Here is a 24988-nt window from a genome sequence, read left to right as displayed (position 1 = left end):
AAGGAGCGTTACAAGCATGTTCAAGCGTTATATGTCGTGGGCGCCGATGGCGTCGATGTTGCTGGTGAGTGGCCTGCTGGCCGGATGCAACAGTCCGAAAACCCTTTACCAGTGGGAAGGCTACCAGCCACAGGTTTATGAGTATTTCAAAGGCGAAGAGCCCAAGGAAGCCCAGGCCGAAGCGCTGGAGCGCGACCTGCAAAAGATCAAGTCCACCGGCAAGACTCCGCCGCCTGGTTACCACGCGCACCTGGGGCTGTTGTACCTGAGCCTGGGCAAGGACGATCAGATGGTGCAGCAGTTCAGAACCGAGAAGACCCTGTTTCCCGAGTCGACGCCGTACATGAACTTTCTGCTTAAAAACGCCAAGACCGGAGATGCCCAATGATCGCGCGCTCATTGAAACTGATGGCCGGTTTGCTGGCCCTGGCCGTTCTCGGCGGTTGCGTCAGCCCCAAGACCGTGGACTACTCGGCTTACAAGCAAAGCCGTCCAAAAACCATTCTGGTGCTGCCGCCGCTGAACAACTCGCCGGACGTCAAGGCGTCCTACAGCATGCTCTCGCAGGTTACGTACCCGCTGGCTGAAGCCGGTTACTACGTGCTGCCGATCGCGCTGGTCGACGAGACGTTCCACCAGAACGGCCTGACCACGCCGGCGGACATCCACCAGGCGCCGGCCAACAAACTGCAAGAAATCTTCGGTGCCGATGCCGCGCTCTACATTACCGTGACTGACTACGGCACTCGCTACATGGTGATCTCCAGTGCAACCGTGGTTACCGCCAGCGCGAAACTGATGGACCTCAAGACGGGCACAACCTTGTGGACTGGCTCGGCCAGCGCGTCGAGCGAAGAGGGTGGCAACAACAACTCAGGTGGTTTGGTGGGTCTGCTGATCACCGCAGCGGTCAAGCAGGTCATCAACAGCTCAACCGACGCCGCTCACCCGATTGCCGGTATCACCAGCGCACGACTGTTGTCAGTGGGGCACCCAGCGGGCTTGCTGTACGGGCCGCGGTCGCCGATGTACGGCACCGACTGATATTCCGGTTGCCGACATGCGGTGCTCAACACAGCGGCGGGCACGAGACTATTCTGGTGGGTGAGGGCGCTGACAATAACGACACGTCCGACCAACGGGCACCGCTGGTCTGATTGATAGTCGACAGCAACCGCCGAGCGAGGCCATTCTGATAACTGGCGAGCGCGCGCAAAGGCGTTCGCCACCGATCAACAAACGGAGGTGTTCCATGCCGGTTAATCATGACCTGTATCAGGACCTGAGCTGCTCAAAGGAAGTCATTCAGCAAAAGCGTGCCAATGATCCTCACCTGAACGCGCTGCTGGACAAATATTCGGATATCGACAAGCAGGTCCTGAAGGCAGAAGCCCAGGCTCTGGCAGATGACGAAGTGACAAAGCTCAAGGCAAAGCGCCTTTCGATCAAAGACGAAATATCCCGGAGTTTGAACGGTTCTGTCAGAACGTGACCAACGTAGGGGGGCGCCTTGTCGCCCCCTGTTCGGCCCCTACTCTGATGATTGCAACGCTTTGGCCAATGGCAACCGCGCCATGTGGCTGGATTTGAGCGAGCCGAAATACAACCAGTCGCCGTACTCGCGAACCGTGGTGATAGGTGAGTAATTGCCGCTGCTGGCGTCCTGCAGATTGGCGATGATCCTGCCGTCCAGGTCCAGGCCCACCGCGAACGCACGCTTTTCTACCGGTTTGGGCAAAACCATCATTGCCCGCACGATCATCTTGCGCACAAACGGATACCCGGCCGTGCCGTCGAGCAGGGCGTTACGGGGCGCGTACAGCGCGACCCAGAAACGCTCATGGCCATTGAAACTGAGGTTGTCCGGCAAGCCTGGCAGGTTGTCGACGAACACCTCGTGGCTGCCCGCCCGGGGACCGCTCAACCAATAGCGGGTGATGCGATAGGCGCCGGTTTCATTGACCAGCACAAAAGCATCGTTTGGCCCCAACGTGACACCGTTGGCGAATTCCAGCTGGTCGATCAGCTGTTCGGTTTTTCCTGTCTGGAAGTCGTAACGTAACAGGCGACCGTCGCCGCCGTGCTCGATAATCGCTTCGCCATCCTTGCCATACCCCCAGTGACTGGAAGCGTCGCTGAAATAGGCGTAATGCCCGGTCTTGTCGACGGCGACATCGTCGGTGAAGCCAAAGGGCAGGCCGTTGGCTTCAGTGCTCAACGCAATCAACTGACCCTGGGCGTCGAGGGACAGCAAGCCTTTGATCGCGTCGGCAATGATCAGCCGACCGTCCGGATGACGCGCCAGGCCCAACGGCCGACCGCCGGTGTTGGTCAGCACCTTGAGCGTCTTGCCATCGAGGCTGGTGCGGATCACCCGGCCATCGTGCAGACCGGTGATCAGGAAGCCGTCCTCCAGCAACAGTGCCTCGGGCCCGTTGATGTTCGCCGCGCCGGTCTGTTCCAGGCCTTTGAGTATCCGGTTCTCGGCGAAGACCCCGGATTGCAATGAGGGGGCCGGCTGCGGCGTCCAGGCCACCGGTTGAACCTTGGTCGGCGCGAGAAACAGAAACAGGCCGATCACGACCAGCAGTACTATCAGCACCCTGTGAACGCTGATTCGACGTGGTGTATTGCGCATCAGGCGATTGCCCCTGTCTGGACCGGAATCATCCGTTGTGCCATATCGCGCAAGGCCAGCATCGAGACTGCCGATTCGTGCTCGATACGCCGCTTGAGCAGTAGTCGATTGGCCAGGCGCATCAACCGTCCGCTGAAGCGGTATTCCAGGGTGCGAACAAAGCGCGTACCGCCACCCTCGCTGGCGCATTCATAGGTCAGCAGCAGTTCCAGGCCATGATCACCCTGAGCGCGAGCGCTCCAGCGCCGCCCCGGCAAATATTCGTCGACCTCCCAGCTCAAATGCCCGGCCCGCCCACCCGCATGAATGTCCTCTTCAAAGCGTGCCCCCGCGTACAGTGGTCCTGGCTGGCCGTCGACCTTCAGCGATGAAGGGTGCCACTCAGGCCAACGCGTCGCGGCGCTGGCGTAGGCGAGCACGGCGATCGGGTCGCGCGCGATGTCGATCCGGTGTTGCAGGCGGGTCATGGGCGCTCGCCGTGTTTGAAGGTGCGAATGATCGGGTTCAGCCTCCCAATACAGCGTGCCAAACAGGTAGTCCATCAGCGGAAAAACGATGTTGAAATTGCGCTCCTGCATCAGCTCGCGACGGTGATGCAGTGCGTGCAGGCGGCGCATCTGACGAATCCACGGCAGGCGGGTGACGGGATTGTTCGGCGGCAGATGTTCGCAGGCGTGAAACACCTCGTAGGCCAGGTAGCCGAGGATCATGCAGCCTGCGAACAGTCCGGCGACGTTGCCATTGAGGTGTTTGAGCAACCACCAGGCGGGCAGGGTGATCACCAGGCTGTGCAGCACAATCAGCCACGCCGGAAACAGAATCACCCGCCAGTCGCGCGCCGTATCGTAGGTCATGTAGCCGGGGGCAAAAAAACTGTGGTGATCGCCCGCGTGCCGGGTATAGAACAACCGCGCAAAAGCCTTTTTGTGATGGCCCAGGTGCCGGTGCACCACGTAGACCGCGAAATTGAAAAACAACAGCGTCAGCGGCACCGCCAGCCACTCCAGCGGTTGCACCTGGTGCACGGTGCTCCAGAACAGCGTGATGCCCAGCACACCGAAGGCCAATACAAAACCGCCGTGCAGCCACGGGTTGTAGAGCCGATGAATATCGGCCCGGTAACGGGCACGAAACGCCTGCGTGGTTTGCCTCACCGCGATCACCTGTTGTCGTTGTTATTAACCAAAGACTAGTCGCGGAGAAATTATTCAGCCAATGGATGTCGGGAGTGGGTGAGTATTCACGCCGAACGGGTGTGGATGTTGCTCAGATCAATGGATCCCAGCGCTGCGACCAGTCGCTGTCGGCTTTGACCAGTTCCCGCAACAACTCGAAGGCCTGTTGCAGCACCGCCGAGTCGCGATCCCGCGAGTACACCAGAAAGGTCGGGTAACTGAATTCCGGGGCTTTGGGCACTCGTTCCAGTACGCCGCTGTCGAGGTAGCTCTGAACCACCCGCGTGCGGAAATAACCGGTGCCACCGTTTTGCAGGATGTATTGCAGCGCCAGCGGGCCGAGATTGAAACTCACCGCGGCTTTGGCCTTATCCGGCAGCGCCGCGTCGTGCTGGCGCCGGAACTCTTTGCCCCAGTCGATATAGACGTAGGGCTCGGGTCTGGACGGCAGGCGCACCAGGATGAGTTTCTCCTCCAGCAGTTGCTCCACTTGCAGCTGTGGCCAGTACTCGGGTTGAAACACCAGCGCGGCATCCAGCACGCCCAATTCCAGCTGGCGCAGCAGGTTTTCGCCGTCGCGGATTTCTGTGCGCAAGGCGTGGCTGGGGATCTTCTCACGCAGTTCGCGGGCCCAACTGAGCATCAACGGGTTGCACAAACTGACCTCGCCGCCGATGTGCAGCACATTGCGGTAGCCTTCCGGCAACGGCAAATCCCGGCGCGCGGCTTCCCATGTCTGTACCAGCTGATTGGCGTACACCACGAAGGCTTCACCGTCTGCGGTCAGGCGAGCGCCAGCGCGGTTGCGCACAAACAAGGTGCTGGCGAGCTGGCTTTCGAGCTTCTGTACCCGAGCGGTGATCGCGGTCTGGGTGACGTGCAGCTTATCGGCGGCGGCTGCAAGACTGCCGCAGCGAACGATTTCCAGAAAGGTACGGGCGAGATCGATGTCCATAAGCAGTCGCTGAGGTGAAGAGCCCCGCAGTGTAGAGCAAGCGTGCGCCTGAACTCGAGTTGAATGAACAGGAAGCCGCGTGCACCGGGGCGAATCCACGCTCTACACTGCAAACCATCCCGGACAACAACGGACGTTCCCATGACAGCACAGTCGGCCACGAACATTCTCGACACCGTCGAAGGCCAACGTCTGGTTGGTGATGAGGCGGAGTGCTGGCGTGAGTGGGGCCCGTACTTGAGTGAACGGCAATGGGGCACCGTGCGCGAGGACTACAGCGCCGATGGCGATGCCTGGACGTATTTCCCGCATGAGCACGCCCGCAGCCGGGCCTATCGTTGGGGTGAGGACGGGTTGGCCGGGTTCTGCGACCGGGCCCAGCACTGGTGCATCGGGTTGGGGCTATGGAACGAGCACGACCCGATTCTCAAGGAGCGTCTGTTTGGCCTGAACAATGCCGAAGGCAATCACGGCGAGGACGTCAAAGAGCTGTATTTTTATGTCGATGGGGTGCCGAGCCATGCCTACATGCGCATGCTCTACAAATACCCGCAGGCTACGTTTCCCTATGCCGACCTGGTGGCCGAGAACGCTCGTCGCGGCCTTTGCGATACCGAGTATGAAATCCTCGATACCGGGGTGTTCGAGGACGACCGCTACTTCGACGTAACGGTGGAATACGCCAAGAACAGCCCGGACGATCTGTTGATGCGGGTCACCGTGCACAATCGTTCGGATCTGCCGGCGCGTCTGCGAGTCTTGCCTCAGGTGTGGGCGCGCAACACCTGGAGTTGGGGCGGTGACCGGCACATGCCCTGCCTGACGCTGACCGGTGACTCGGTCCTGGCGCAGCACCCGATGCTCGCGGACCGGCAACTCAGTGCCTGGGGCGAGGAGGGGTGTGAGTGGCTGTTCTGCGACAACCAGACCAATCATCCGAAACTCGACGGTGTGCCCGCCAACGGCCCGTTCAAGGATGGCATCAACGATTATCTGGTGGACGGTGTGGCGGGGGCGATTCGACGTGACGTCGGTACTCGGGTCGCGGCGCATTTCGTTCTCGAACTGGACGGGCTGGCGCGCAAAATCATCTACCTGCGCTTTGCGCCGACCGTCGCACCCAAGGTCAACGCCAAGGCGCTGTTCGAACGCCGTCGCCTGGAGGCCGATGACTATTACGCGGTACTGCAAGCTCAGATGCCTGACCCGGACGCGCGTAACGTTCAGCGTCAGGCACTGGCCGGGTTGCTCTGGTCCAAGCAGTTGTATTATTTCGACGTCAATCGCTGGCTCGACGGCGACCCCGGACAACCCTCGCCACCGCCCGGGCGGCTGCACATCCGCAACACCCACTGGCGGCATTTGTCGAACGCCGACATCGTTTCCATGCCCGACACCTGGGAATACCCGTGGTACGCCTCGTGGGACCTGGGCTTTCAGGCCGTTGCTTACGCGCTGATCGATCCGGGTTTTGCCAAGCATCAACTGCTGCTGTTGGTCAAAGACCGCTTCATGCACCCCAACGGCCAACTGCCGGCCTACGAATGGCGTTTCGACGATGCCAACCCGCCGGTGCATGCCTGGGCCAGTTGGCGGGTGTATCAGCGTGACAAGGCCTTGACCGGCGTCGGCGATATGGATTTTCTCGAGCGGATTTTCCACAAGCTGCTGCTGAATTTTTCCTGGTGGGTCAACCGCAAGGACGCCGAAGGTCGCAACCTGTTCCAGGGCGGGTTTCTCGGGCTGGACAACATTGCGCTGTTTGACCGTTCGGCCGCGTTACCACCCGGTTTTCACCTGGATCAGGCCGACGGTACGGCGTGGGTAGCGGCGTATGCGCTGGATTTGATGCGGATTGCCCTGGAACTGGCCAAGCGCAATCCGGTGTATGTCGACATCGCGGTGAAGTTCTTCGAGCACTTCCTCTATATCGCCGGCGCCATCAACCGCGTGGACGATGCCGCTGAAGGGTTGTGGGATGAGCAGGATCAGTTTTTCTACGATGTGCTGCACCGCCCGGATGGCGTCAACGAACCGCTGCGCCTGCGCTCTATCGTTGGCTTGATGCCGCTGTTTGCGGTGCAGGTGCTGGAACAGCACGAGCACGAAGGGTTGCCCGGCTTGCGTGAGCGTTTATTGGGCTTCCTGCATCATCGGCCGGACCTGGCGAGTCTGATTTCACGCTGGACCGAGCCTGGTAAAGGCAATCGGATACTGCTCGCGCTGTTGCGTGGCGAGCGCACCAAAAACCTGCTCAAGCGCATGCTCGATGAGGCCGAGTTCCTCTCCGAATTCGGTGTTCGCTCCTTGTCCAAAGCCTTCGCCGAGCATCCATTTGGCATGCAGATCAATGGCAACAAACTGTGTGCCGACTATGAACCGGCGGAATCCGGTTCGCGGTTGTACGGCGGCAATTCCAACTGGCGCGGGCCGTTGTGGATGCCGATCAATTACCTGCTGATCGAGTCGTTGCGTGAGTTTCATCGCTACTACGGCGAAAATTTTTCGGTCGAATACCCCAGCGGTTCAGGCTATCTGGCATCGCTTGCCCAGGTAGCCGACAGTTTGAGTCAGCGTTTGACCGGACTGTTCTTGCGGGATGAAAACGGTAGCCGACCGTCGATGGTCGGCTACGCGCAGCTCCAGGCCGACCCGTTGAGCTGTGACCTGGTGCTGTTTCACGAGTATTTCCATGGCGAAACCGGCCGTGGCCTCGGCGCGTCCCATCAAACCGGCTGGAGCGCGCTGGTGGCGTTGCTGCTCTAGCGAGCTCGTTCCCACGCTCCCGCGTGGGAATGCCTCTAGGGACGCTCCGCGTCCAGTGACGCGGAGCGTCACGGGCTGCATTCCCACGCGGGAGCGTGGGAACGATCACCAGGCCTATCAAGCGATCAGCGTTGCCTCGCGCTCCAATGCCCACGGCGCGATCAAGCGCTGCGGGGTCTGGCAGGTTTTGCGCTTGAACACGAAGTTGCGGCACTTCTCGGTGAACTGCTGGCGGTTGTGCACCATGTCCAGCTGCATCTGGGCCAGCTCGACCTCGCGACAGTGTTCTATCTGCTGAAGGTCCATGCTGGTTTTGCGCGCGCGAAATGCCGCGTACTTTTCATTGGTCAAAGCGCCCTTGGCCTGTTGCAACAGCCATTGGCTGAACTCGCGGGGGCAGCGTGGGCCAATGTCCTGGATCATCCCCAGCTGCCAGGCCTGAAACGCGCTGACCGGCAGGCACTCTTCGGTCAGCTTGTGCGCGATTTCGCTGCCCACTGCGCGGGGCAAGCTGTAGGTCCAGTATTCGGAGCCATACAAACCCATGGTTTTGTAATGCGGATTGAGCACGACACCCGCCCGGGCGAAAACGATGTCGGCGGCCAGCGCCAGCATCACGCCGCCAGCTCCGGCACTGCCGGTCAGGCCGCTGACCACCAATTGCCGGGCAGTCAACATTTCCTGGCAGACATCGTCGATCACCTGAATATTGGCCCAGGCTTCCAGCCCCGGCACCTTGGCTGCCTGAATGACATTGAGGTGCACGCCGTTGGAAAAGCTTCCACGACCGCCCTTGATCAGCAGCACTTGAGTGTCCCGGGCCTTGGCCCACTGCAGCGCTGCAACTAGCCGCTGGCATTGTTCGGTGCTCATCGCGCCATTGTAGAACTCGAAGGTCAATTCACCGACGTGGCCCGACTCCCGATAACGAATCGGTTGATAGGTCGCCTCATTGAACGGTTGGTTGGCGATCGATCCGTCCAGTACCGGTATTGCATCGAGTTGCCCGGCCAGCACATGCCGCGCCGGCAACTTGAAGGTTTCCTCCCCCGGCAAGGCCTTGCGCTTGAGCGAGCCGATCCACAGGCTGTGATCGCCGGTCGCGACCAGTACGGCATCGTCTTGCACGGCAAGGATTTCCCCCGGCGTACCGCTACGTGAATCGAGGTGCGCGTCGTACAGGTAATACTGCCCGCCGGCCAGGCTCGCCAGCACTCCGGGTTGACCGTCAGCGGCATCGATGCTGCGTTTGATGAACCGCGCACAATCGTGCCAGCTGAAGGTTCGGTCGGCCTGTTTCATGTTCGGCTTCAGGCGCCCGATGACGTTCGGTTGCGTGTAATCGAGGGGTGTCGGGACGAAATCGCTGGCGAATTTTTCCACCACGTCACGAATGCAATAGATCGCTGCGTCACTCACCGGGCCGTTGTACAGCTCGGATTTGCGCACGTCGGCGGGCATGTTGAATTCATAGGTCGACCAGATCGGTCCGGCGTCCATTTCTTCGACCGCTTGCAAGGCCGTAACGCCCCAGCGGCTGGCCTGCTGGGTGATGGCCCAGTCCAGCGCGCTGGCACCGCGGTCGCCGACGATGCCTGGGTGAATGATCACCACCGGGCGATCCGGGTTGCTCCAGAGCCGTTGCGGAACGCGATCCTTGAGAAACGGGCAGATCACCAGATCGGCCGCCGATTCCTCGATCTGTCGGCACACCGAGGCTTCGTCGGTGAACAGCACCACACTGGGCTCGTGACCTGACTGGCGCAAGTCCAGCCAGGCCCGTTGGGTCAAACCGTTGAACGCCGATGACAACAAAATGATCTTCAATGACCGCATGAGTGACTCTTCCCTGAGGATGCGCGGCCGGAGGCTCCCATTGAGCCGTCCCTGGCCTTTGATGGAGGCGCAAGGGTAGAGAGAGTGCGGCGAGGGTTAGCTGACCGAGATCAATCTGAAACGACAAAACCCGCAGCCTTGTGAAAAGGTGGCGGGTTTTGTGTTGTTCGCAGACACGGCCGAGAACTTGTGGCGAGGGGGCTTGCCCCCGTTCGGTTGCGAAGCAGCCGCTCCCTTGATCAACGGGAACTTCCAGATACAACGCGGACACCGGTTTTAGGGTCGCTTCGCGACCCAACGGGGGCAAGCCCCCTCGCCACAAGAGCCCCACGGTGTTGCGACTTGTGGCGAGGGAGCTTGCTCCCGCTCGGCCGCGAAGCGGTCGTAATCCGGCAATCGCGCTCCCTCTGGATACTCGCGGTGGCTGATTTCAGGGTCGCTTCGCAACCCAGCGGGAGCAAGCTCCCTCGCCACAATGACTGACGCCGGATTGGTTATTCCGGCTACTCCGGTGGATCGAGGTGATCCAGGGCGCGATTCACGGCGAGTTCGGCCAAGGAAATCATCTGTTGAATTGCCAGTGCGGTATTGCGTTTGGGCCCTTCAAGCTCAAACGCCAGATCGCTGGCCATGACATTCACCGAGGCGAGGGTCTCGCAGGCATGGGCCAGCAGGGTTTCGCTGTCGACGTCCGGGGCAATGACGAAAATGCAGCCGGGACGGCGATCAGCTAACAACTGCTTGGTTTCGGGCAGTACCAGGTAGTGATCGAGCGCGCGGTGCGCGGCGGCGTGGAGTTCTTTCGAGTCGAGGGAGGCGTAGGGGGAAACCGGATCGGTTTCGGGGGGATTCGGTGTGGCTTTGAACATGATGATGCTCCAAATGTAAGTAGAGGAACCATCACCCTCGCTACCAAACGAAGGGTGGTGGCCATACGCGGGTTGGTAGACCGGACACTTGGAAACCGGCGCGCCCGAGGGCGCCCTGCGCATGGCCACCATAAAAACAAATGCCGACAAAAAGCACCTGCATAAGGTGACGCTGTGCGCCGTGTGTCCGGGCTACCAAACCCGATCGCTGATAATCAGCGACACGGAAACGATAGAGGCGAGGACCAAAGCGCACAAGCCGGCGGATTCTGGCGCAGGTGTAGGCCGTGACGCAAGGCGTTGTAGCCTCTGATGGGCTCTGTGTAGGCAAGCTTAAACACCCGTAGTAGCTGTCGAGCCCGCGAGGCTGCGTTCGGGCGCGGTTTTACACCTTGGCAAGACCGACTCGGTGCACTCGCAGGTGTTATCTATGTAGGGCCTTACGTGGATGGCCAAGGCATAAAGTGCCCCCTGATCTTCAGGCAAGAAGATCGGACATCCACTTAAAGGGAATTAATCAACGTGCCAAACAGCAATGAATACTCATACACGGACGAACAGGTGAAAGCGGCGTTTTCAGACATCAGCGCCAGTCTGTTCAAAGACAAGGTCATTAGTACCTCCAACCCGCAAATGCTGATCGTGGCGGGTATCCAGGGCTCGGGGAAAACCTGGTTGCTGGAAGACTCACTACTGAAAACCGGCAACTATTCGAATTACATCAGGCTGTATCTACCTGAGTACCGCAAAAAGCATCCGCAGTATTCGCAGATGGAAACCCACGGGGTGCTGCACGTGTATGAGCACACCGAGGCCTTTGTGCGGGCGGTGTGCACAGAAATCTTCAAGAAGGCCTTTGCCGAGAAGTACAGCATCATCATGGAGTTGGCGCTGGACTCGGCAGACTTCGCGGCATTCCCGCCGCTGGCCGTGTCAGCCGGCTATCAGTTTGAAGTTCACGTGGTGGCCTGTAAAAAAGAGTTCACCCATTTGTCGACAATCACCCGTGGCTTGAAGAGCCTTCAAGACAAGCAACTGGAGCGCTTCCTGAAACTCTCGGAGCTTGAGGCGAGCCTGGGCAATGCCGAGAAAGTGCTTAACGCTTTTGAAGAGGCTTGCGTGCAGAAGGTCGGTTCTCAAATCACCCTGTATGAGCGCGGGTTCGGTGAACTGAAAAACCGAAAGGTCGTCTGTCGCAGCCAGTGCGACACGCTCGGTCAGTTGGCCGCGCAATCAGTGGTCGATCATAAGGGCGCGACAGTGGCTGTCGTTGACAACCCGGTCGCCATCGAGCGAGCCCCCGGCAAAACCTCACGCTCCTGTTACACAGCCTATAACCACATCGTCAGCGCCGAGGTCAGTCTCAGGCGTGATCGAAGGGAAATGGTCTGGGATTGCCAACTCGCGCTGCTGGAGGCGCTACGCCTGAATAATCAGGTCCCCGCATTCGTCAACACCGACCTGGTGGGTTACGTGTTCAAGCATTTGCATCACTGATCAACCGACAAGTAGCCCGCCGTCGGCGGGCTTCCTGCCAAACCCCTTGAGTCAAAACGCAAAACACGAACAGCCAAACGCGCCCCAGAACCCCTGGAAGTCACTGACGGGGGCGTTCGACAAGCGCGCCCGCTCATGGCTGTGGGCATGCACTGCGCAGGTGCCTGCGCATTGATGCATCTGGGCGGTGAGCGGTGCCAAGGGTTTCCAGTGCCCCGGCACGTTCACCACCGGTGACCAGTCGGGCATCACCGGCAGACGCGGCGGGCCAAGTTTTTCGAACTCGAGGCTGCCGTACACCACCTTACCGTTGACCACGGTCAGCACCGATTCAATCCATTTGATCGCTTCGTCGTCGATGCTGAAGTAGTCGGCAGACAACGCCACCAGATCGGCCAGTTGCCCGACCTTGATCTGGCCTTTTGTGCCTTGCTCGGAGGAGAACCAGGCGCTGCCATGGGTGTAGAGTTCCAGCGCCGTGTCGCGGTTCAGGCCTTGCGGGTACAGCTCCAAACCGCCGACGGTGCGGCCGCTGACCAGCCAGTAGAGCGACGTCCACGGGTTGTAGCTGGAAACCCGTGTGGCATCGGTGCCGGCTCCGACTGGAATGCCTTCGGCGAGCATGCGCTGGATCGGTGGGGTGTGCTCGGCGGCTTTGGCGCCGTAACGGTCGACAAAGTACTCGCCCTGAAAGGCCATGCGATCCTGAATCGCAATGCCGCCGCCCAGTGCACGAACCCGCTCGATGTTCTGCGGGGTGATGGTTTCGGCGTGATCGAAGAACCACGGCAGCCCGTCGAACGGGATATCGCGGTTGACCTTTTCGAACACGTCGAGCATCCGCGTGATCGATTCGTTGTAGGTGGCGTGCAGGCGAAATGGCCAGCGCTGCTCGACCAAGTGGCGAACCACCGGTTCCAGTTCCTGTTCCAAGGTCTGCGGCAGATCGGGGCGCGGTTCGAGGAAGTCTTCAAAGTCGGCGGCGGAGAACACCAGCATTTCGCCAGCGCCGTTGTGCCGCAGGAAATCGTCACCCTGGCCGTAGTGCGAGGTACTGGTCCAGTTCTTGAAGTCGGTCAGTTCTTCCTTGGGTTTTTGGGTGAACAGGTTGTAGGCGATGCGCACGCTCAGTTGCTGGTCCTTTGCCAACTGCTGGATGACCTGATAGTCGTCCGGGTAATTCTGAAAACCGCCACCGGCATCGATGGCGCTGGTGACGCCGAGACGATTGAGTTCGCGCATGAACTGCCGGGTCGAGTTGACCTGATATTCCAGTGGCAGCTTCGGCCCCTTGGCCAGTGTCGAGTACAGAATCATCGCGTTCGGACGGGCGATCAGCATGCCGGTTGGGTCGCCATTGGCATCGCGCTGGATTTCGCCACCCGGCGGGTTCGGGGTATTGCGGTCGTAGCCAACCACTTTCAACGCCGCGCGGTTGAGCAGGGCGCGGTCATACAGGTGCAGGACGAACACCGGGGTGTCAGGTGCAGCCTTGTTCAGCTCTTCAATCGTCGGCAGGCGCTTTTCGGCGAACTGGAACTCGGTCCAGCCACCGACCACCCGTACCCATTGCGGTGCCGGTGTGCAATCGGCCTGGTCCTTGAGCAGGCGCAAGGCGTCAACCAATGACGGCACGCCTTCCCAGCGCAGTTCGAGGTTGTAGTTAAGGCCGCCACGGATCAGGTGCAGGTGCGAGTCGTTGAGACCGGGGATCACCGTGCGTTTTTGCAGGTCGATGACTTGCGTGCTGGCGCCGCGCAGGGGCATGACGTCCGTATCATTGCCGATGGCGATAAACCGCCCGTCCTTGATGGCGACCGCACTGGCGTGGGGTTTATCCCGGTCAACCGTGTGCATGCGACCGTTGAACAGGATGAGATCGGCTGGGGAGTTGGTCATGCTGGTGCTCTGCGCAAATAGAGGACTGGTCCAGGCACTGACGGTGCCCTCCGAAAGGCCTTGCAGTACGCGGCGATGGCTGAAATCGTCGTGTTCATCAGGTGGGCTCATGGCGCCGTTCTCCGCAGTGTTCGGTCGAGCGGGCAGTCGGATGCGTAACCCATACGACCAGCAAAGAATATAGACGGCAAATTCGCATTCGATGTGTGGGCGGGCACATTTACGACCGGCAGAAACGACGAATCCCGCCATAAAGGCGGGATTCGCAGGCAGCCAGAGGGCTCCCGAGGCTGGGAGCCGTCGTCTTAGCTTGGGAACAGCTCGGACAGTTTCATGGCCAGCATCATGTCGCCTTCAGCGCGCAGTTTGCCGCCCATGAATGCTTGCATGCCATCGGTCGAACCATCGACGATGCCTTCCAGGGTTTCGCCGTCCATGACCAGAGTCACTTGGGCGTCCGGGTTTTCGCCTTCTTTCAGCTCGCAAGTGCTGTCTTTGACGATCAGTGAGAAGTTCTTGGTGTCGTCGATGCGGAAACCGAAAACCAGGTCCAGGCCGGCAGCAGCGGCTGGGTTGAACTTGGCTTTCATGGCTTGTACGGCGTCAGCTACGGAGGTCATGGTTCGATCCTTTTATGAAGTGTTACAACAAGGGTCACAGTGATCCGGACTCAACGGAATGTGATGAGTTCCGGGGCCTTCAGCAGTTGTAAATGTGCATGACTGTTGAAGGAAGCCAGTGTCACCTCGCGACCACGGAACTTCAGTTGGTTGAGCGAGGTGTTAACGATTTGCCAATTCAGTTCAAAGGCCTGCCTGGCCGGCATTTGAGTAATCAGGTGGAGCAGGGCAGTGATGGTCCCGCCGGACGTGAATACGGCGATTTTCTGGGTGTTGTCGGCCTGCTCGAGAATACGCTGCAAGCCGGCCTGGACCCGCTCGACGAAGCCTGGCCAGCTTTCCAATCCCGGTGGGTCGTAAGTACCGGCCAGCCAGCGCTCGATGATCAAGGCAAAGATTCGTTGAAACTCGCCGCGATTCTGCGCGGCATTGCGCAGAATATTCAGGGCTTCGGGCTCTTCGGGCAGCAGGTCTGGAAGCAGTGCGCGGATCACCGCGTCGGCGTCGAACTCGTTGAAAGCCGAATCGATTTCCAGAGGGGGCACCGGCAGGCCGACAGCGCCGAATTGTGCCAGGGCGCTGTTGGCGGTGTGTTGTTGGCGACGCAGGTCGCCCGACAGGCAGCGATCGAAACTCAATCCCAGTTCAGCCAGGTGACTGCCGAGTATTTCTGCCTGGCGAATACCGGTCGGCGACAGCACGTCGTAGTCGTCTGCACCGAAGGAGGCCTGGCCATGTCGAATCAAATAGATGCTGCCCACGTCCGCGTCATCCGGGTACGTTGAAGGTTTTGCGAGGTTATGAGGATGGCGATGAGCTGTCAATGAAAAAACATACGCTTGTTTGAAATGCTCGTTGGAGGCCTGTCACAGAAGGTTTCGCGACTGGTCGCAACGCGGCCGCATGGGTATGCTGAAGGTATACGCGCCCGCGAGTTCTGCGGCGCACTGTCGTTAAGGAGTCAATGTGGATTTTCTTGCCGAGTACGCAAGTTTTCTGGCTAAAACCGTTACCCTGGTGATCGCCATTCTGGTGGTCCTGGCCAGCTTTGCGGCGTTACGCAGCAAAGGCCGGCGCAAGTTCACGGGCCAGTTGCAGGTCAGTAAACTCAATGATTTTTACAAGGAACTGCGTGAGCGCCTGGAGCAGACACTGCTCGACAAGGACCAGCTCAAGGCCTTGCGTAAATCCGAAGCCAAGTCCGAGAAAAAACAGAAGAAAAAGCCGGAAGCCAAACCCCGGGTGTTCGTGCTGGATTTCGATGGCGATATCAGGGCTTCGGCGACTGAAAGCCTGCGCCACGAGATCACCGCGCTATTGTCCTTGGCCACGCCAAAGGACGAAGTCGTGCTGCGTCTGGAAAGCGGCGGTGGCATGGTTCACAGCTACGGTCTGGCGTCCTCGCAACTGGCGCGTATTCGTCAGGCTGGTGTGCCATTGACTGTGTGTATTGACAAGGTCGCGGCCAGCGGCGGTTACATGATGGCGTGCATCGGCGAGAAGATCATCAGCGCGCCGTTTGCCATTCTGGGCTCGATCGGGGTGGTGGCGCAGTTGCCTAACGTCAATCGGTTGCTGAAAAAGCACGACATCGACTTTGAAGTCCTGACGGCGGGTGAGTACAAGCGCACGCTGACAGTGTTTGGCGAAAACACCGAGAAGGGCCGGGAGAAGTTTCAGGAAGACCTGGACGTGACTCACGAATTGTTCAAGAACTTCGTCTCACGCTACCGGCCGCAACTGGCCATCAATGAAGTGGCCACCGGTGAAATCTGGCTGGGTGTTGCCGCGCTGGAAAAACGACTGGTCGATGAGCTGAAAACCAGCGATGAATACCTTGCCGAACGGGCCAAGGGTGCGGAACTGTTTCACCTGCATTATGCCGAGCGCAAGAGCCTGCAAGAACGCGTTGGCCTGGCGGCCAGCAGTTCGATTGATCGGGTCTTGTTGACGTGGTGGAGCCGTCTCACCCAGCAGCGTTTTTGGTAAGAAACACGGGACTCTAGCCACTGTTATTGCAGCGTCGAGTGCAATGCTCGGCGCTGCACAGGCTCAGCCGCTGGTGTTTACCCTCCGTATCTCAGTCTTTTGAGGCCGTCGTGTTTTCCCACCAGATTGAAGACATTTCCTGCTTTTTTTGCGGCAGGCGATGCATAAGCTCTTAGCTCCCGAATCAACTGCAAAGGATTGCAAATGATGGCGCTAGAGAGTCAACACCAGCCTGTCACCAGCCGGTTATCTGCTCAGAAAAAACAACCACTGTCGAGCCTTGCTCTCGACGTTGTATTGCCCTCGACCCCGACCCAATTTGCCGCGAAGCTGATCGAGGAACGTTGGGGAGCAGAGTTATTGGCTGCTCGCCTGGTTGACCTCAATTACCATTTTTATGGTTACCCTGCACAACAGGACGTGCAGCAAGGCCGGGTCAGAAAATCACAAAGCCTGGTACAGGCCCTGTTGTCCAACGATCAGACCGTGGGCGCGGGTCGTTTCGGGGAAACGGCATTCGGCCTGTACACACCTCCTGCCGTGGGCCCGGAAGTCCAAATCGTCGAGATCGATGAGTCTATCAAGCCAGACGGTGGGCTCCAGGACTATGAGGGCATCTATCGTCAAACCGTCCCTCAGCGCTACGGTCCGAGCACTCAGCTGAAGCTGCAGCCGGCAGAGTTCAAGAAGTGGGTGTGGGAGCTGGAGTTCAAGGACAAATACACCGCTTATGTGCACGCTGCGTGGCCGTCCGACGAGGTCTGTCTTGCACCGCAAGGTTATCCGCTGCGCACTTCGGTCAAGACGGCCTTTGTCATGGCGGCTTATTTGCAGCACCAGGAAAACAGCCTGAGCGAGGACGGACTCAAACTGGCGCTGCGGGCTGCCGGGTTTGAGCCGCAGCAAACATGGGAGCAACTGACAGTTGAGCAATTGAAAGCCTGGGCGACGACCGAGTCTTCCATAGAGGCTGCGCGTCTGGTCGTTTACCGTTATGTATCGAGCGATATCTGGAGCTTTCGGGAGAAAACCAGTGAGCGGATTTTGCTTTATATCCCGAGTAACTCTTCTCCGTTCCACGAGTTTGCCGATCAACAGACGTTGCACAAATGGGTGGCCGAGGTGGGCGGGGATGTTGCCAGGAACGCGGCTCTGGCAACGCATTTTTCCGAAGATGACCGGCAGGACGGTACGTTCCACGCGGGTGTGTTGACCGCGTTGGACGGCATGGCGATTTACCCCAAACAGCATCATTTGAAGAAAGGCCATGGTTTTTTCAACGATGATGGTTACTGGGATCCTGCCGATTACATTCACTTCGAGGTCGCAACGTCTCCAATCGATCCCTTCGCGCAGTGGGTGTTGCTGATGAAGCAAGCAGCCCAGTCCAGTATTGAATCGATTCGAGACGATGCCCAGGTCAATCGGGATGATTTGAGTGCGGTGGTTCAGCCCATTGTGCAATGGATCAACAAATTTGGTCCCTTGGCGTTGTTCGTTCCGGGTGGCGAAGGTTTGTTGGCGCTGGCCGGGTTGATCGATGCCGGTTATGGGTTGGCTCAGGCGGTTGATGGCAAGACCTCTGAAGAGCGCTCGGCAGGTGTCACGCGTACCATATTCGGTTTGCTCAATGCCTTGCCACTGGCCGCGGAAGGGGCAGCCATCAAGGCCGAAGAGCATGCCGTCGGCATTGGGTCTGAACCCGGTCCTGCCCCTGCGCTTGTGGACGAACCCTTGTCCGGCGAGCCCTGGCTGGTGGCCGGAAATGTTGCACCTTCCGCCGCTGCCGCTGAACGGGCACAGCTGATGCGAGGTATTGGGCCGAGTGTCGAGTCATTCAGCGATGAGGTTCTGGCCCAGATAGCGCATGTCAGCCCGGTGGACGATGATGTCTTACGCCTGATGCACACCGGGCAGCGGTCGCCGGCTCCGATGCTGGCGGATACCATCAGTCGTTTCACGCTCGATCAGGATCTGCAGCGTGCCATTGACGCGTTTCCCGAAGGCTCGGCGCAGGCCGAGCAGCTAAAGAGCACACGAGTCGGACAGTTCAAGCAGCGCTACGACGCGCTGCAGCATTCGGATAATGACTGGATCAGGTTGTTTCGGGATCAATACCCGGGTTTACCAAAAAGCGCGGTGGAGCAAATGCTCGACAGGTCGGGAGTGGACATTGCTGCGCCCCACACACGGGCTGACGCCAAGCGAGTGCTGGGGCAGTTGGGCGGCAAGGCGCAGCAGTACACGCAGCATGTACGTCTGTGCCGCGCCTATGAGGGGCTTTATCTAAAGTCGGTCGAAAACGCCGACAGTGATGTGCTCGTTTTGCAGGCACTGGAACGGCTGCCGGGCTGGTCGCGTGCGACTCGAATCGAGGCGCTCTACGAGCGAGTTGGTACGGCTGGCTTTGATCAAGCGCTGCTCGGGCTTTTGCCGCAAGAACAACGCACGGCCCTCGGTTTGCGTACAGGCCATGAATGGCAGGACTTGCAGTTCAAAATTCGGGAGAACGCCCTGCCGCGCTCCGAATTGATGCTCGGGCTACACCGGATGGACTCCGGATTGTCCTTTCAGCGTCTCGGGTTGCGAGGTGGTGGATTCCCTGACACCGCGCAGTCCGGCGAGCTGTCCACAGAGATGATGAGGCTTCAGGTTAAAGAGATTTACCCTGCTTTTACGACTGAGCAAGTGGATGAGTTTTTGTTGAATGCGGGAGCCCAGACCCAGGCCGATCTTTATCGGCTGAGGTTGCAGTCGGAGCAACTGCGCGTCGATATCACCGATTGGGTCGAAGACGTAACCGATGATGTCGAAGAGATGGATATCGAGATTCTGCGCGAGGGTGATGCGGAGGCCGAGGGAATGAGCGCCGCCGAGATTGAGGCGGAGAACGACGCGCGCATAGACGAATGGATGGATATTGAACGTGATACCCGATATGAACTGGCCGAGGCACTGATCGCCATTTGGCAAAAACGTAGCGGGCCAGACAGCAGGGTTTATCGGGATGGGCAGTTCATCGGCTTTCATCTGGACATGGACTTCGAGCAGATGCATTACCTCCCGCAGCTCAATGTAAAGTTGAACGACGTAGTTTCTCTCACCATGCCGAATTTCACGTTAACGCAGCGCGGCAGCCTTAACGGATTCCTTGAGTGTTTCCCCAATCTTCGCACGTTGAATATGCAGGGCGTTGATCTACGTCTCTTTGATCGCAATGGCATAGCGGTTGGTCGATTGCCGCCTGCCATCGGCCAGCTGTCTCGGCTTGAGGTCTTGAACCTGAAAGCGACCCGGCTGGTCCTGACGGAGGGAACCGTAGGCCAACTCGCCGAGCTCACCCGACTTCAGGAGCTCGATCTAAGCGAAAATCCGCTCGGTCTCTCGCCGGCAGTGTTTGATATGTCCGAATTGCGTCAACTCAATTTGAGAAGGGCAGAGCTTCGGTCGTGCCCGGTCTTTACTCTCGATTTTCATGGCCTGGAGCGGTTGGATCTGCGTGATAACCAGATTACCCGAGTGCCTGAGTCGGTTCGTAAGCAGTCGGTGGTCGAGGGCAACGTCTTGCTTTCAGGCAATCCGCTAACCGACGTAGACAGTCTGCGATGGATAGTGGCCCATCGAAAACAGACGGGGATCAACTTATGGATGGGGTCGGGGATACGCGGTGTTGCCAGGCCAAACGCCTGGTTGACCGGGCTTCTCCCTGAGCAGGCGGCACAACAGACTGCACGCTGGGAGCGTATTTTTGCAAAAGGGGGGAATGGTCGTTTCTTCGATACCCTGGCAGCGCTGACGCGCACGGCTGATTTCCTGGTGGACTACGCACCTTTGCAGCAGCGAGTGTGGCGGATGGTTGAAGAGATGGATGCTTCGCAGGAGCTTTGCCAACACCTTTTCGAGGGCATGGAATGGTCGGGCTTCGATGGGGGGGACCCGTTTGCCAGTTTTGTGCGACTGGAAGACAGAATCACTTTACTCAAGGAACCGCCTGTGAAAAAAGCCAGTCTCGATGGCGAGACTTTTCAAGCGTCGTAGGTGGGGGCGGGAAGTCTGTAGCCACAACGAAAAACCTTGAGTCCCGGCATAGGTGCCGGGCTCAAGGTTTTTTGTCGATCAGCGGCGACGGAACAGCGGCAGCGGTTCGTCGGTGGCAGCTTGATAGGTCACCGAGAAGTCCTTGAGGCTTTCAAGGGCTTCGTACGGGTCCTTGTCGGCGCGCAATGCATACGCGTCGAAACCGCAGCGGTGCAGGTAGAACAACTGGTCGCGCAGCACATCGCCGATCGCCCGCAGTTCGCCCTTGTAGCCGTAACGGTCACGCAGCAGGCGCGCGTTGGAGTAGTTGCGCCCGTCGGTGAAGGCCGGGAAGTTCAAGGCAATAACCTGGAACTGATCGACGTCGTCACCGATTTCCTCGGCTTCTTCATCGGCATCCAGCCACACACCTAAACCGCCATCACGCGCCTTGAGCGCATGCGCGTGATCGCGCCACAGGGCCAGCGGGACGATCAGGTCGTCGCAGTTGGAAATGCCGTCGAAAGTCGCGTCCTTGGGCAACAAGTGCCAGGTTTCGTCGATGACTTCGTTGTTCTTAATTATTCGCTGCATAGACGCGTTCCTTGAAGAGGTCGATGCCGATACGTTGATAGGTGTCGATGAAGCGCTCGTCTTCGGTACGTTGTTCCACGTAGACGTCGATCAGCTTCGAGATCACGTCAGGCATGTCGTCCTGTGCAAAGGACGGGCCGAGGATCTTGCCCAGGCTGGCGTCACGGCTGGCGCTGCCGCCGAGGGATACCTGGTAGAACTCTTCACCTTTCTTGTCCACTCCGAGAATGCCGATGTGCCCGACGTGGTGGTGACCACAGGCGTTCATGCAGCCGGAGATGTTCAGGTCCAGTTCGCCGATGTCGAACAGATAGTCCAGGTCATCGAAACGGCGCTGGATGGCTTCGGCGATCGGGATCGACTTGGCGTTGGCCAGGGAGCAGAAGTCGCCACCCGGGCAGCAGATGATGTCGGTCAGCAGGCCGATGTTCGGAGTAGCGAAACCTTGTTCACGCAATTCACTCCACAGGGTGAACAGTTGGCTCTGCTCGACGTCAGCCAGAATGATGTTCTGTTCGTGGGAGGTACGCAGTTGGCCAAAGCTGTAGCGGTCGGCCAGGTCGGCAACGCCATCGAGCTGCTTGTCGGTCAGGTCGCCCGGAGCAACGCCAGTCGGCTTGAGCGACAGGGTCACGGCGACATACCCCGGCTTCTTGTGAGCCAGGGTGTTGCGGGTGCGCCAGCGAGCAAAGCCCGGATATTGCTTGTCGAGTTCAGCCAGCTCTGCCGCCTGATCGTTCAGGGCTTTGTAGTCCGGATCGACGAAGTGCTTGGCGACGCGATGCACTTCAGCCTCGGTCAGCGTGGTCTGGCCACCGCGAAGGTGTTCCATTTCCGCATCGACTTTTTGTGCGAAGACTTCAGGTGTCAGGGCCTTGACCAGAATCTTGATCCGCGCCTTGTACTTGTTGTCGCGACGGCCATAGCGGTTGTACACACGCAGGATGGCGTCGAGGTAGCTCAACAGGTCTTGCCATGGCAGGAATTCATTGATGAACGCACCAACGACAGGCGTTCGGCCGAGGCCACCACCGACCAGCACGCGGAAACCCAGTTCGCCTGCGGCGTTGTGCACCGGCTCAAGGCCGATGTCATGGACTTCAATGGCTGCACGGTCCGACGTCGACCCGTTGATGGCGATCTTGAACTTGCGCGGCAGATAGGCGAATTCCGGGTGGAAGGTGGTCCACTGACGGACGATTTCGCACCACGGACGCGGATCGATCAACTCGTCGGCAGCGACACCGGCGAACTGATCGGTGGTGACGTTGCGCAGGCAGTTGCCGCTGGTCTGGATAGCGTGCATCTGCACGGTCGCAAGCTCAGCCAGGATGTCCGGGATGTCTTCCAGTGCCGGCCAGTTGAACTGGACGTTCTGCCGGGTACTGATGTGGGCATAGCCCTTGTCGTAGTCGCGGGCAATCTTGGCCATCATTCGCGTCTGGCGCGAAGTCAGTTGGCCATAAGGCACGGCAACCCGCAGCATCGGGGCGAAGCGCTGGATGTAAAGGCCATTTTGCAGGCGCAGGGGGCGGAATTCTTCTTCGCTCAGCTCGCCTGCCAGATAGCGTCGGGTCTGATCACGGAACTGCTTGACGCGGTCCTCGATGATCCGCTGATCGTACTCGTCGTATACGTACATATAGGTCCTGTTCTCAGGCTTGGGCCAATCAGGAACAGCTGCGTTTTCCGCTCGCTTGATTCCGATACTGCCTTGGCAATTCTGCGCGCACGGCCGCGCACTCCCCACGGAGCCGAGGCAAGATACCAGTTTGCGTTTATGCGCAAAAGTGATGTTTGAGTATATGTAAAGAACCAAATCGACTAATGAGACTGGTTATTGTCTTACCCACATTTGTGGTGCGGGCAATCCTCTACTTAACTGTGCTCGAGTCTTTCTGCAATCACCGATAAAACCGACAAGAGGCGATGCAATGAGCAACCCAACCAAAGCACGGAAAAGCGATAGCACCGTCGATGCATGGGCCATTCTGTTTCTGATCATCCTGGTAGTGGGCACTGCGGTGTTCTGGGTCAGCCATCAATAGGTAAACGTGTCCGGGCCCTGTTCTGAAGATTGTCGGACAAAACGTCGATTAATCGCGATTTGCCAGCACTTCGCTGGCTATAATGCGCGGCTAATTGCCGGGGCTCGGATATTTAATGTTCAAGTTTTTCTGTGGGGTATTGCTATCGGTTTGCTCGGCCTATGGGGCGGGTACGCAAGCGGCGTCGGTGCTGTTCCTGAGCCCCGGCACCTCTACGGAAACTTTTTGGCTCAGCTATTCGCAATTCATGCAGGCTGCCGCCCGGGATCTGGGCATGGACCTGCAGATTCAGTATTCCGAGCGCGTGCCTGAAACCACGATCAAGCAGGCACGTGAAGCCTTGCAAGGGCCAAAACGCCCGGATTATCTGGTGTTCGCCAACGAGCAATATGTTGCGCCGGAAATTTTGCGGCTGTCCGAGGGCAGCGGCGTGAAGCTGTTTATCGTCAATAGCGCGCTAAACGCTGATCAACTGGCGTTGCTCGGCAATCGCGAGAAAAAATACCCGGCTTTGCTCGGTAGCCTGGTACCCAACGATGAGGAGGGCGGTTACCTGATGCTCAAGGAGTTGATCCGCCTGCATCCTCCGGTCGCCCCCGGCCAGAAACTTGAATTGCTGGCATTTGCCGGTTTGAAAATCACGCCGGCCTCGCAGTTGCGTGAAAAGGGCTTGATGCGGGCGTTGCGCGAGCACCCTGAGGTGCATTTGCAGCAACTGGTGTACGGCGGGTGGAACCGTCAGCGCGTCCATGAGCAGGCGACGTTGCTGTTCAAGCGCTATCCGCAGACGTCGCTGATCTGGACGGCCAACGATGAAATGGCGTTCGGCGCGATGCAGGCCTATGAAGAGGCGGGCGGCACGCCGGGCAAGGGCGCGCTGTTCAGCGCCGTCAATACCTCGCCGTCAGCCTTGCAGGCACTGCTGGATGGTCGTCTTAGCGTATTGGTAGGCGGACACTTCAGTCTGGGCGGCTGGGCACTGGTGCAGTTGCATGACTATGACCAGGGTGTCCATGTCGAACGATATGGCGGTCGTGACCGGCAGGTCCCGCTGTTGCAGTTGATTGATCGGGAGCAGGCCAGGCGATTGTTGGCCATGGGTGCCACGCAGAACTACGGCGTGAACTTCCGCAGCCTGTCGGCCAAGGGTCATCCTCTGAGTTATCGCTACCCGTTCAGCCTGCAAACCCTCATGCACTGAGGGTGGGCTAAACCCCGGCGAGATGCAGGACCAGTTTCACGATACCGAATAGCGTCAGTGCAAAGACAGCCGTGAATAAAATGCCGAGCACCACGAAATGACTGGGCTTGCCGTGCGTGAAGTCGCGTGCGCGGTTCTTCCCGCTCTGCACGCCAAACGCTGCCGCCAGCACGCTGTGCAGCATTTGCCAGAAGCTGGGTGGTTTGTTGTCGACTGGATCGTCCATAAATCCCTCGTCACCGGAGTGTATGAGGCAAGCATAGTCAATCTTCCCGGGGTCGTGAGGCCACCCACCCACTAGGGTCAGCTCAACTGGCTCACATAAGTGCCCGTGCCCTTGAGAATGTTCTGCAACGTTTCTTCCACTTCAGCCAGATCCGCCGGCGCGGTGCTGTGGTGGATTTCCAGATGATCGTCGCCATTCAGCGCATCGGCGTCAGCGGCGGCTATTTCGATCAGCAGGCGGGTAGGGCTGAGGGTGACTTTCACGCCGTCGAGGGTCGACGGTTCACCATCAAGGGTGATCTCCAGCTCATCTTCATCCGGGTAGCGAGTCATCAAAAACATCTCGCCCTGATTGCTGTGGCAGCAGAGCATGGCCATGTTGTCTTCTTCGTCATCGCACGGGTTGGCGATCAGGTGGGCGGTGGTCAGTTGCATGGGAAAATTCCTCGCTCAACGAGCGTTATGAAGACGACAAAAGCCGATTCTGCCAGCCCGAGTGAATTTCTGCTCGGATGTGTGTCTGAAAGTGTGTTGTGAACACTACAGGGGGAGTCGGTCATTTCTGGTACGAAGGCACCGTAAATCCGGGCATAAAACCGTCTTTTTTTCACGCAACTGCTAGTGTTGTTCGATGCGCTGCCGATGAGTTACGTGCCGAT

Annotated in this window: 20 protein-coding genes; 8 read left to right on the top strand and 12 right to left on the bottom strand. The window is 58.8% G+C overall.

The genetic code is table 11. The features are described from left to right. Positions 1–16 precede the first annotated feature (16 nt). From KRR23_RS09280 to KRR23_RS09270, 3 genes are all read left to right on the top strand, one after another. Positions 17–388 carry a DUF4810 domain-containing protein gene (locus KRR23_RS09280; RefSeq protein ID WP_054596990.1) on the top strand — a complete coding sequence of 124 codons (372 nt, stop codon included), beginning with the start codon at positions 17–19 and terminating at the stop codon, positions 386–388. After that, complete coding sequence (locus KRR23_RS09275) at positions 385–1044, top strand: DUF799 domain-containing protein (protein WP_216742266.1); 660 nt, start codon at positions 385–387, stop codon at positions 1042–1044. The genes KRR23_RS09280 and KRR23_RS09275 overlap by 4 nt, the downstream gene beginning before the upstream one ends. A 208-nt stretch (positions 1045–1252) precedes the next feature. Beyond that, on the top strand, positions 1253–1492 hold the full coding sequence (locus KRR23_RS09270) for a YdcH family protein (RefSeq protein WP_216742265.1): 240 nt from the start codon (positions 1253–1255) through the stop codon (positions 1490–1492). Between the two features lie 39 nt (positions 1493–1531). Here the strand turns inward: KRR23_RS09270 and KRR23_RS09265 are convergent, their stop codons facing one another. From KRR23_RS09265 to KRR23_RS09255, 3 genes are all read right to left on the bottom strand, one after another. Next, the gene (locus KRR23_RS09265) at positions 1532–2638 is read right to left on the bottom strand and encodes an SMP-30/gluconolactonase/LRE family protein (RefSeq protein WP_216742264.1); all 1107 of its coding nucleotides are present in this window, start codon (positions 2636–2638) and stop codon (positions 1532–1534) included. After that, the gene (locus tag KRR23_RS09260) at positions 2638–3792 is read right to left on the bottom strand and encodes an SRPBCC family protein (protein WP_216742263.1); all 1155 of its coding nucleotides are present in this window, start codon (positions 3790–3792) and stop codon (positions 2638–2640) included. The genes KRR23_RS09265 and KRR23_RS09260 overlap by 1 nt, the downstream gene beginning before the upstream one ends. Before the next feature lie 112 nt (positions 3793–3904). After that, entirely contained in the window at positions 3905–4768 is an 864-nt protein-coding gene (locus tag KRR23_RS09255; protein ID WP_216742262.1) for a LysR family transcriptional regulator, read from the bottom strand. A 141-nt stretch (positions 4769–4909) separates the two neighbouring features. On the opposite strand from KRR23_RS09255, the gene KRR23_RS09250 reads away from it, so the two are divergent. Next, positions 4910–7534: a glucosidase gene (locus tag KRR23_RS09250; RefSeq protein ID WP_216742261.1), complete on the top strand. Its 2625-nt coding sequence runs from the start codon at positions 4910–4912 to the stop codon at positions 7532–7534. 117 nt (positions 7535–7651) lie between these two features. On the opposite strand, the gene KRR23_RS09245 is transcribed toward KRR23_RS09250, so the two are convergent. Both KRR23_RS09245 and KRR23_RS09240 read right to left on the bottom strand, forming a co-directional pair. Then, positions 7652–9370 (bottom strand): hydrogenase maturation protein, encoded by a 1719-nt coding sequence (locus KRR23_RS09245; protein ID WP_216742260.1) that lies wholly within the window; start codon positions 9368–9370, stop codon positions 7652–7654. Positions 9371–9873: 503 nt separating this feature from the next. Further along, entirely contained in the window at positions 9874–10239 is a 366-nt protein-coding gene (locus tag KRR23_RS09240; RefSeq protein WP_216742259.1) for a DUF6124 family protein, read from the bottom strand. Between the two features lie 522 nt (positions 10240–10761). On the opposite strand from KRR23_RS09240, the gene KRR23_RS09235 reads away from it, so the two are divergent. Then, on the top strand, positions 10762–11736 hold the full coding sequence (locus KRR23_RS09235; RefSeq protein ID WP_216742258.1) for a zeta toxin family protein: 975 nt from the start codon (positions 10762–10764) through the stop codon (positions 11734–11736). A gap of 51 nt (positions 11737–11787) precedes the next feature. Here the strand turns inward: KRR23_RS09235 and KRR23_RS09230 are convergent, their stop codons facing one another. From KRR23_RS09230 to KRR23_RS09220, 3 genes are all read right to left on the bottom strand, one after another. Further along, positions 11788–13635, bottom strand: a complete 1848-nt coding sequence (locus tag KRR23_RS09230; RefSeq protein WP_216742460.1) for an amidohydrolase — start codon at positions 13633–13635, stop codon at positions 11788–11790. Positions 13636–13940: 305 nt separating this feature from the next. Continuing rightward, complete coding sequence (locus tag KRR23_RS09225) at positions 13941–14255, bottom strand: SCP2 sterol-binding domain-containing protein (protein ID WP_019690779.1); 315 nt, start codon at positions 14253–14255, stop codon at positions 13941–13943. A gap of 50 nt (positions 14256–14305) precedes the next feature. Then, entirely contained in the window at positions 14306–15016 is a 711-nt protein-coding gene (locus KRR23_RS09220) for a histidine phosphatase family protein (RefSeq protein WP_216742257.1), read from the bottom strand. A gap of 205 nt (positions 15017–15221) precedes the next feature. Here KRR23_RS09220 and sohB point away from each other — a divergent pair, with 205 nt between their 5' ends. Both sohB and KRR23_RS09210 read left to right on the top strand, forming a co-directional pair. Then, positions 15222–16244 (top strand): protease SohB, encoded by a 1023-nt coding sequence (gene sohB / locus KRR23_RS09215; protein ID WP_216742256.1) that lies wholly within the window; start codon positions 15222–15224, stop codon positions 16242–16244. Positions 16245–16448: 204 nt separating this feature from the next. Next, complete coding sequence (locus tag KRR23_RS09210; RefSeq protein ID WP_216742255.1) at positions 16449–20282, top strand: DUF6543 domain-containing protein; 3834 nt, start codon at positions 16449–16451, stop codon at positions 20280–20282. A 78-nt stretch (positions 20283–20360) separates the two neighbouring features. Here KRR23_RS09210 and KRR23_RS09205 read toward each other — a convergent pair whose 3' ends face one another. Together KRR23_RS09205 and KRR23_RS09200 are read right to left on the bottom strand one after the other, a co-directional pair. Continuing rightward, a complete protein-coding gene (locus tag KRR23_RS09205; protein WP_019690775.1) occupies positions 20361–20855 on the bottom strand; it encodes a DUF934 domain-containing protein in 495 nt (164 codons plus the stop codon). Next, positions 20839–22497, bottom strand: coding sequence for a nitrite/sulfite reductase (locus tag KRR23_RS09200; RefSeq protein WP_216742254.1), 1659 nt, complete (start codon positions 22495–22497; stop codon positions 20839–20841). The genes KRR23_RS09205 and KRR23_RS09200 overlap by 17 nt, the downstream gene beginning before the upstream one ends. 521 nt (positions 22498–23018) lie before the next feature. Between KRR23_RS09200 and KRR23_RS09195 the strand changes: the two genes are divergently transcribed. Continuing rightward, positions 23019–24104 carry an ABC transporter substrate-binding protein gene (locus KRR23_RS09195; RefSeq protein WP_216742253.1) on the top strand — a complete coding sequence of 362 codons (1086 nt, stop codon included), beginning with the start codon at positions 23019–23021 and terminating at the stop codon, positions 24102–24104. A 7-nt stretch (positions 24105–24111) separates the two neighbouring features. On the opposite strand, the gene KRR23_RS09190 is transcribed toward KRR23_RS09195, so the two are convergent. Continuing rightward, positions 24112–24330: a DUF2970 domain-containing protein gene (locus KRR23_RS09190; protein WP_123580724.1), complete on the bottom strand. Its 219-nt coding sequence runs from the start codon at positions 24328–24330 to the stop codon at positions 24112–24114. A gap of 77 nt (positions 24331–24407) precedes the next feature. Then, entirely contained in the window at positions 24408–24764 is a 357-nt protein-coding gene (locus tag KRR23_RS09185) for a hypothetical protein (protein ID WP_216742252.1), read from the bottom strand. Between the last annotated feature and the right edge of the window lie 224 nt (positions 24765–24988).

The organism is Pseudomonas sp. CVAP#3 (assembly GCF_018986375.1).
In the GTDB taxonomy this organism is placed as follows: Bacteria; Pseudomonadota; Gammaproteobacteria; order Pseudomonadales; family Pseudomonadaceae; genus Aquipseudomonas; species Aquipseudomonas helvetica.
Note: the sequence above shows the minus strand (reverse complement) of the source record. Positions and strands in the feature narration are given on the sequence as shown.

Bases quoted from the DNA above. Each gene is read 5' to 3' on its own strand.
- KRR23_RS09265 (WP_216742264.1), bottom strand. From the start codon at position 2,638: ATGCGCAATACACCACGTCGAATCAGCGTTCACAGGGTGCTGATAGTA.
- KRR23_RS09230 (WP_216742460.1), bottom strand. From the start codon at position 13,635: ATGACCAACTCCCCAGCCGATCTCATCCTGTTCAACGGTCGCATGCAC.
- KRR23_RS09240 (WP_216742259.1), bottom strand. From the start codon at position 10,239: ATGTTCAAAGCCACACCGAATCCCCCCGAAACCGATCCGGTTTCCCCC.
- KRR23_RS09270 (WP_216742265.1), top strand. From the start codon at position 1,253: ATGCCGGTTAATCATGACCTGTATCAGGACCTGAGCTGCTCAAAGGAA.
- KRR23_RS09275 (WP_216742266.1), top strand. From the start codon at position 385: ATGATCGCGCGCTCATTGAAACTGATGGCCGGTTTGCTGGCCCTGGCC.
- KRR23_RS09255 (WP_216742262.1), bottom strand. From the start codon at position 4,768: ATGGACATCGATCTCGCCCGTACCTTTCTGGAAATCGTTCGCTGCGGC.
- KRR23_RS09195 (WP_216742253.1), top strand. From the start codon at position 23,019: ATGTTCAAGTTTTTCTGTGGGGTATTGCTATCGGTTTGCTCGGCCTAT.
- KRR23_RS09245 (WP_216742260.1), bottom strand. From the start codon at position 9,370: ATGCGGTCATTGAAGATCATTTTGTTGTCATCGGCGTTCAACGGTTTG.
- KRR23_RS09225 (WP_019690779.1), bottom strand. From the start codon at position 14,255: ATGACCTCCGTAGCTGACGCCGTACAAGCCATGAAAGCCAAGTTCAAC.
- KRR23_RS09210 (WP_216742255.1), top strand. From the start codon at position 16,449: ATGATGGCGCTAGAGAGTCAACACCAGCCTGTCACCAGCCGGTTATCT.
- KRR23_RS09190 (WP_123580724.1), bottom strand. From the start codon at position 24,330: ATGGACGATCCAGTCGACAACAAACCACCCAGCTTCTGGCAAATGCTG.
- KRR23_RS09200 (WP_216742254.1), bottom strand. From the start codon at position 22,497: ATGTACGTATACGACGAGTACGATCAGCGGATCATCGAGGACCGCGTC.
- KRR23_RS09250 (WP_216742261.1), top strand. From the start codon at position 4,910: ATGACAGCACAGTCGGCCACGAACATTCTCGACACCGTCGAAGGCCAA.
- KRR23_RS09205 (WP_019690775.1), bottom strand. From the start codon at position 20,855: ATGCAGCGAATAATTAAGAACAACGAAGTCATCGACGAAACCTGGCAC.
- KRR23_RS09280 (WP_054596990.1), top strand. From the start codon at position 17: ATGTTCAAGCGTTATATGTCGTGGGCGCCGATGGCGTCGATGTTGCTG.
- KRR23_RS09185 (WP_216742252.1), bottom strand. From the start codon at position 24,764: ATGCAACTGACCACCGCCCACCTGATCGCCAACCCGTGCGATGACGAA.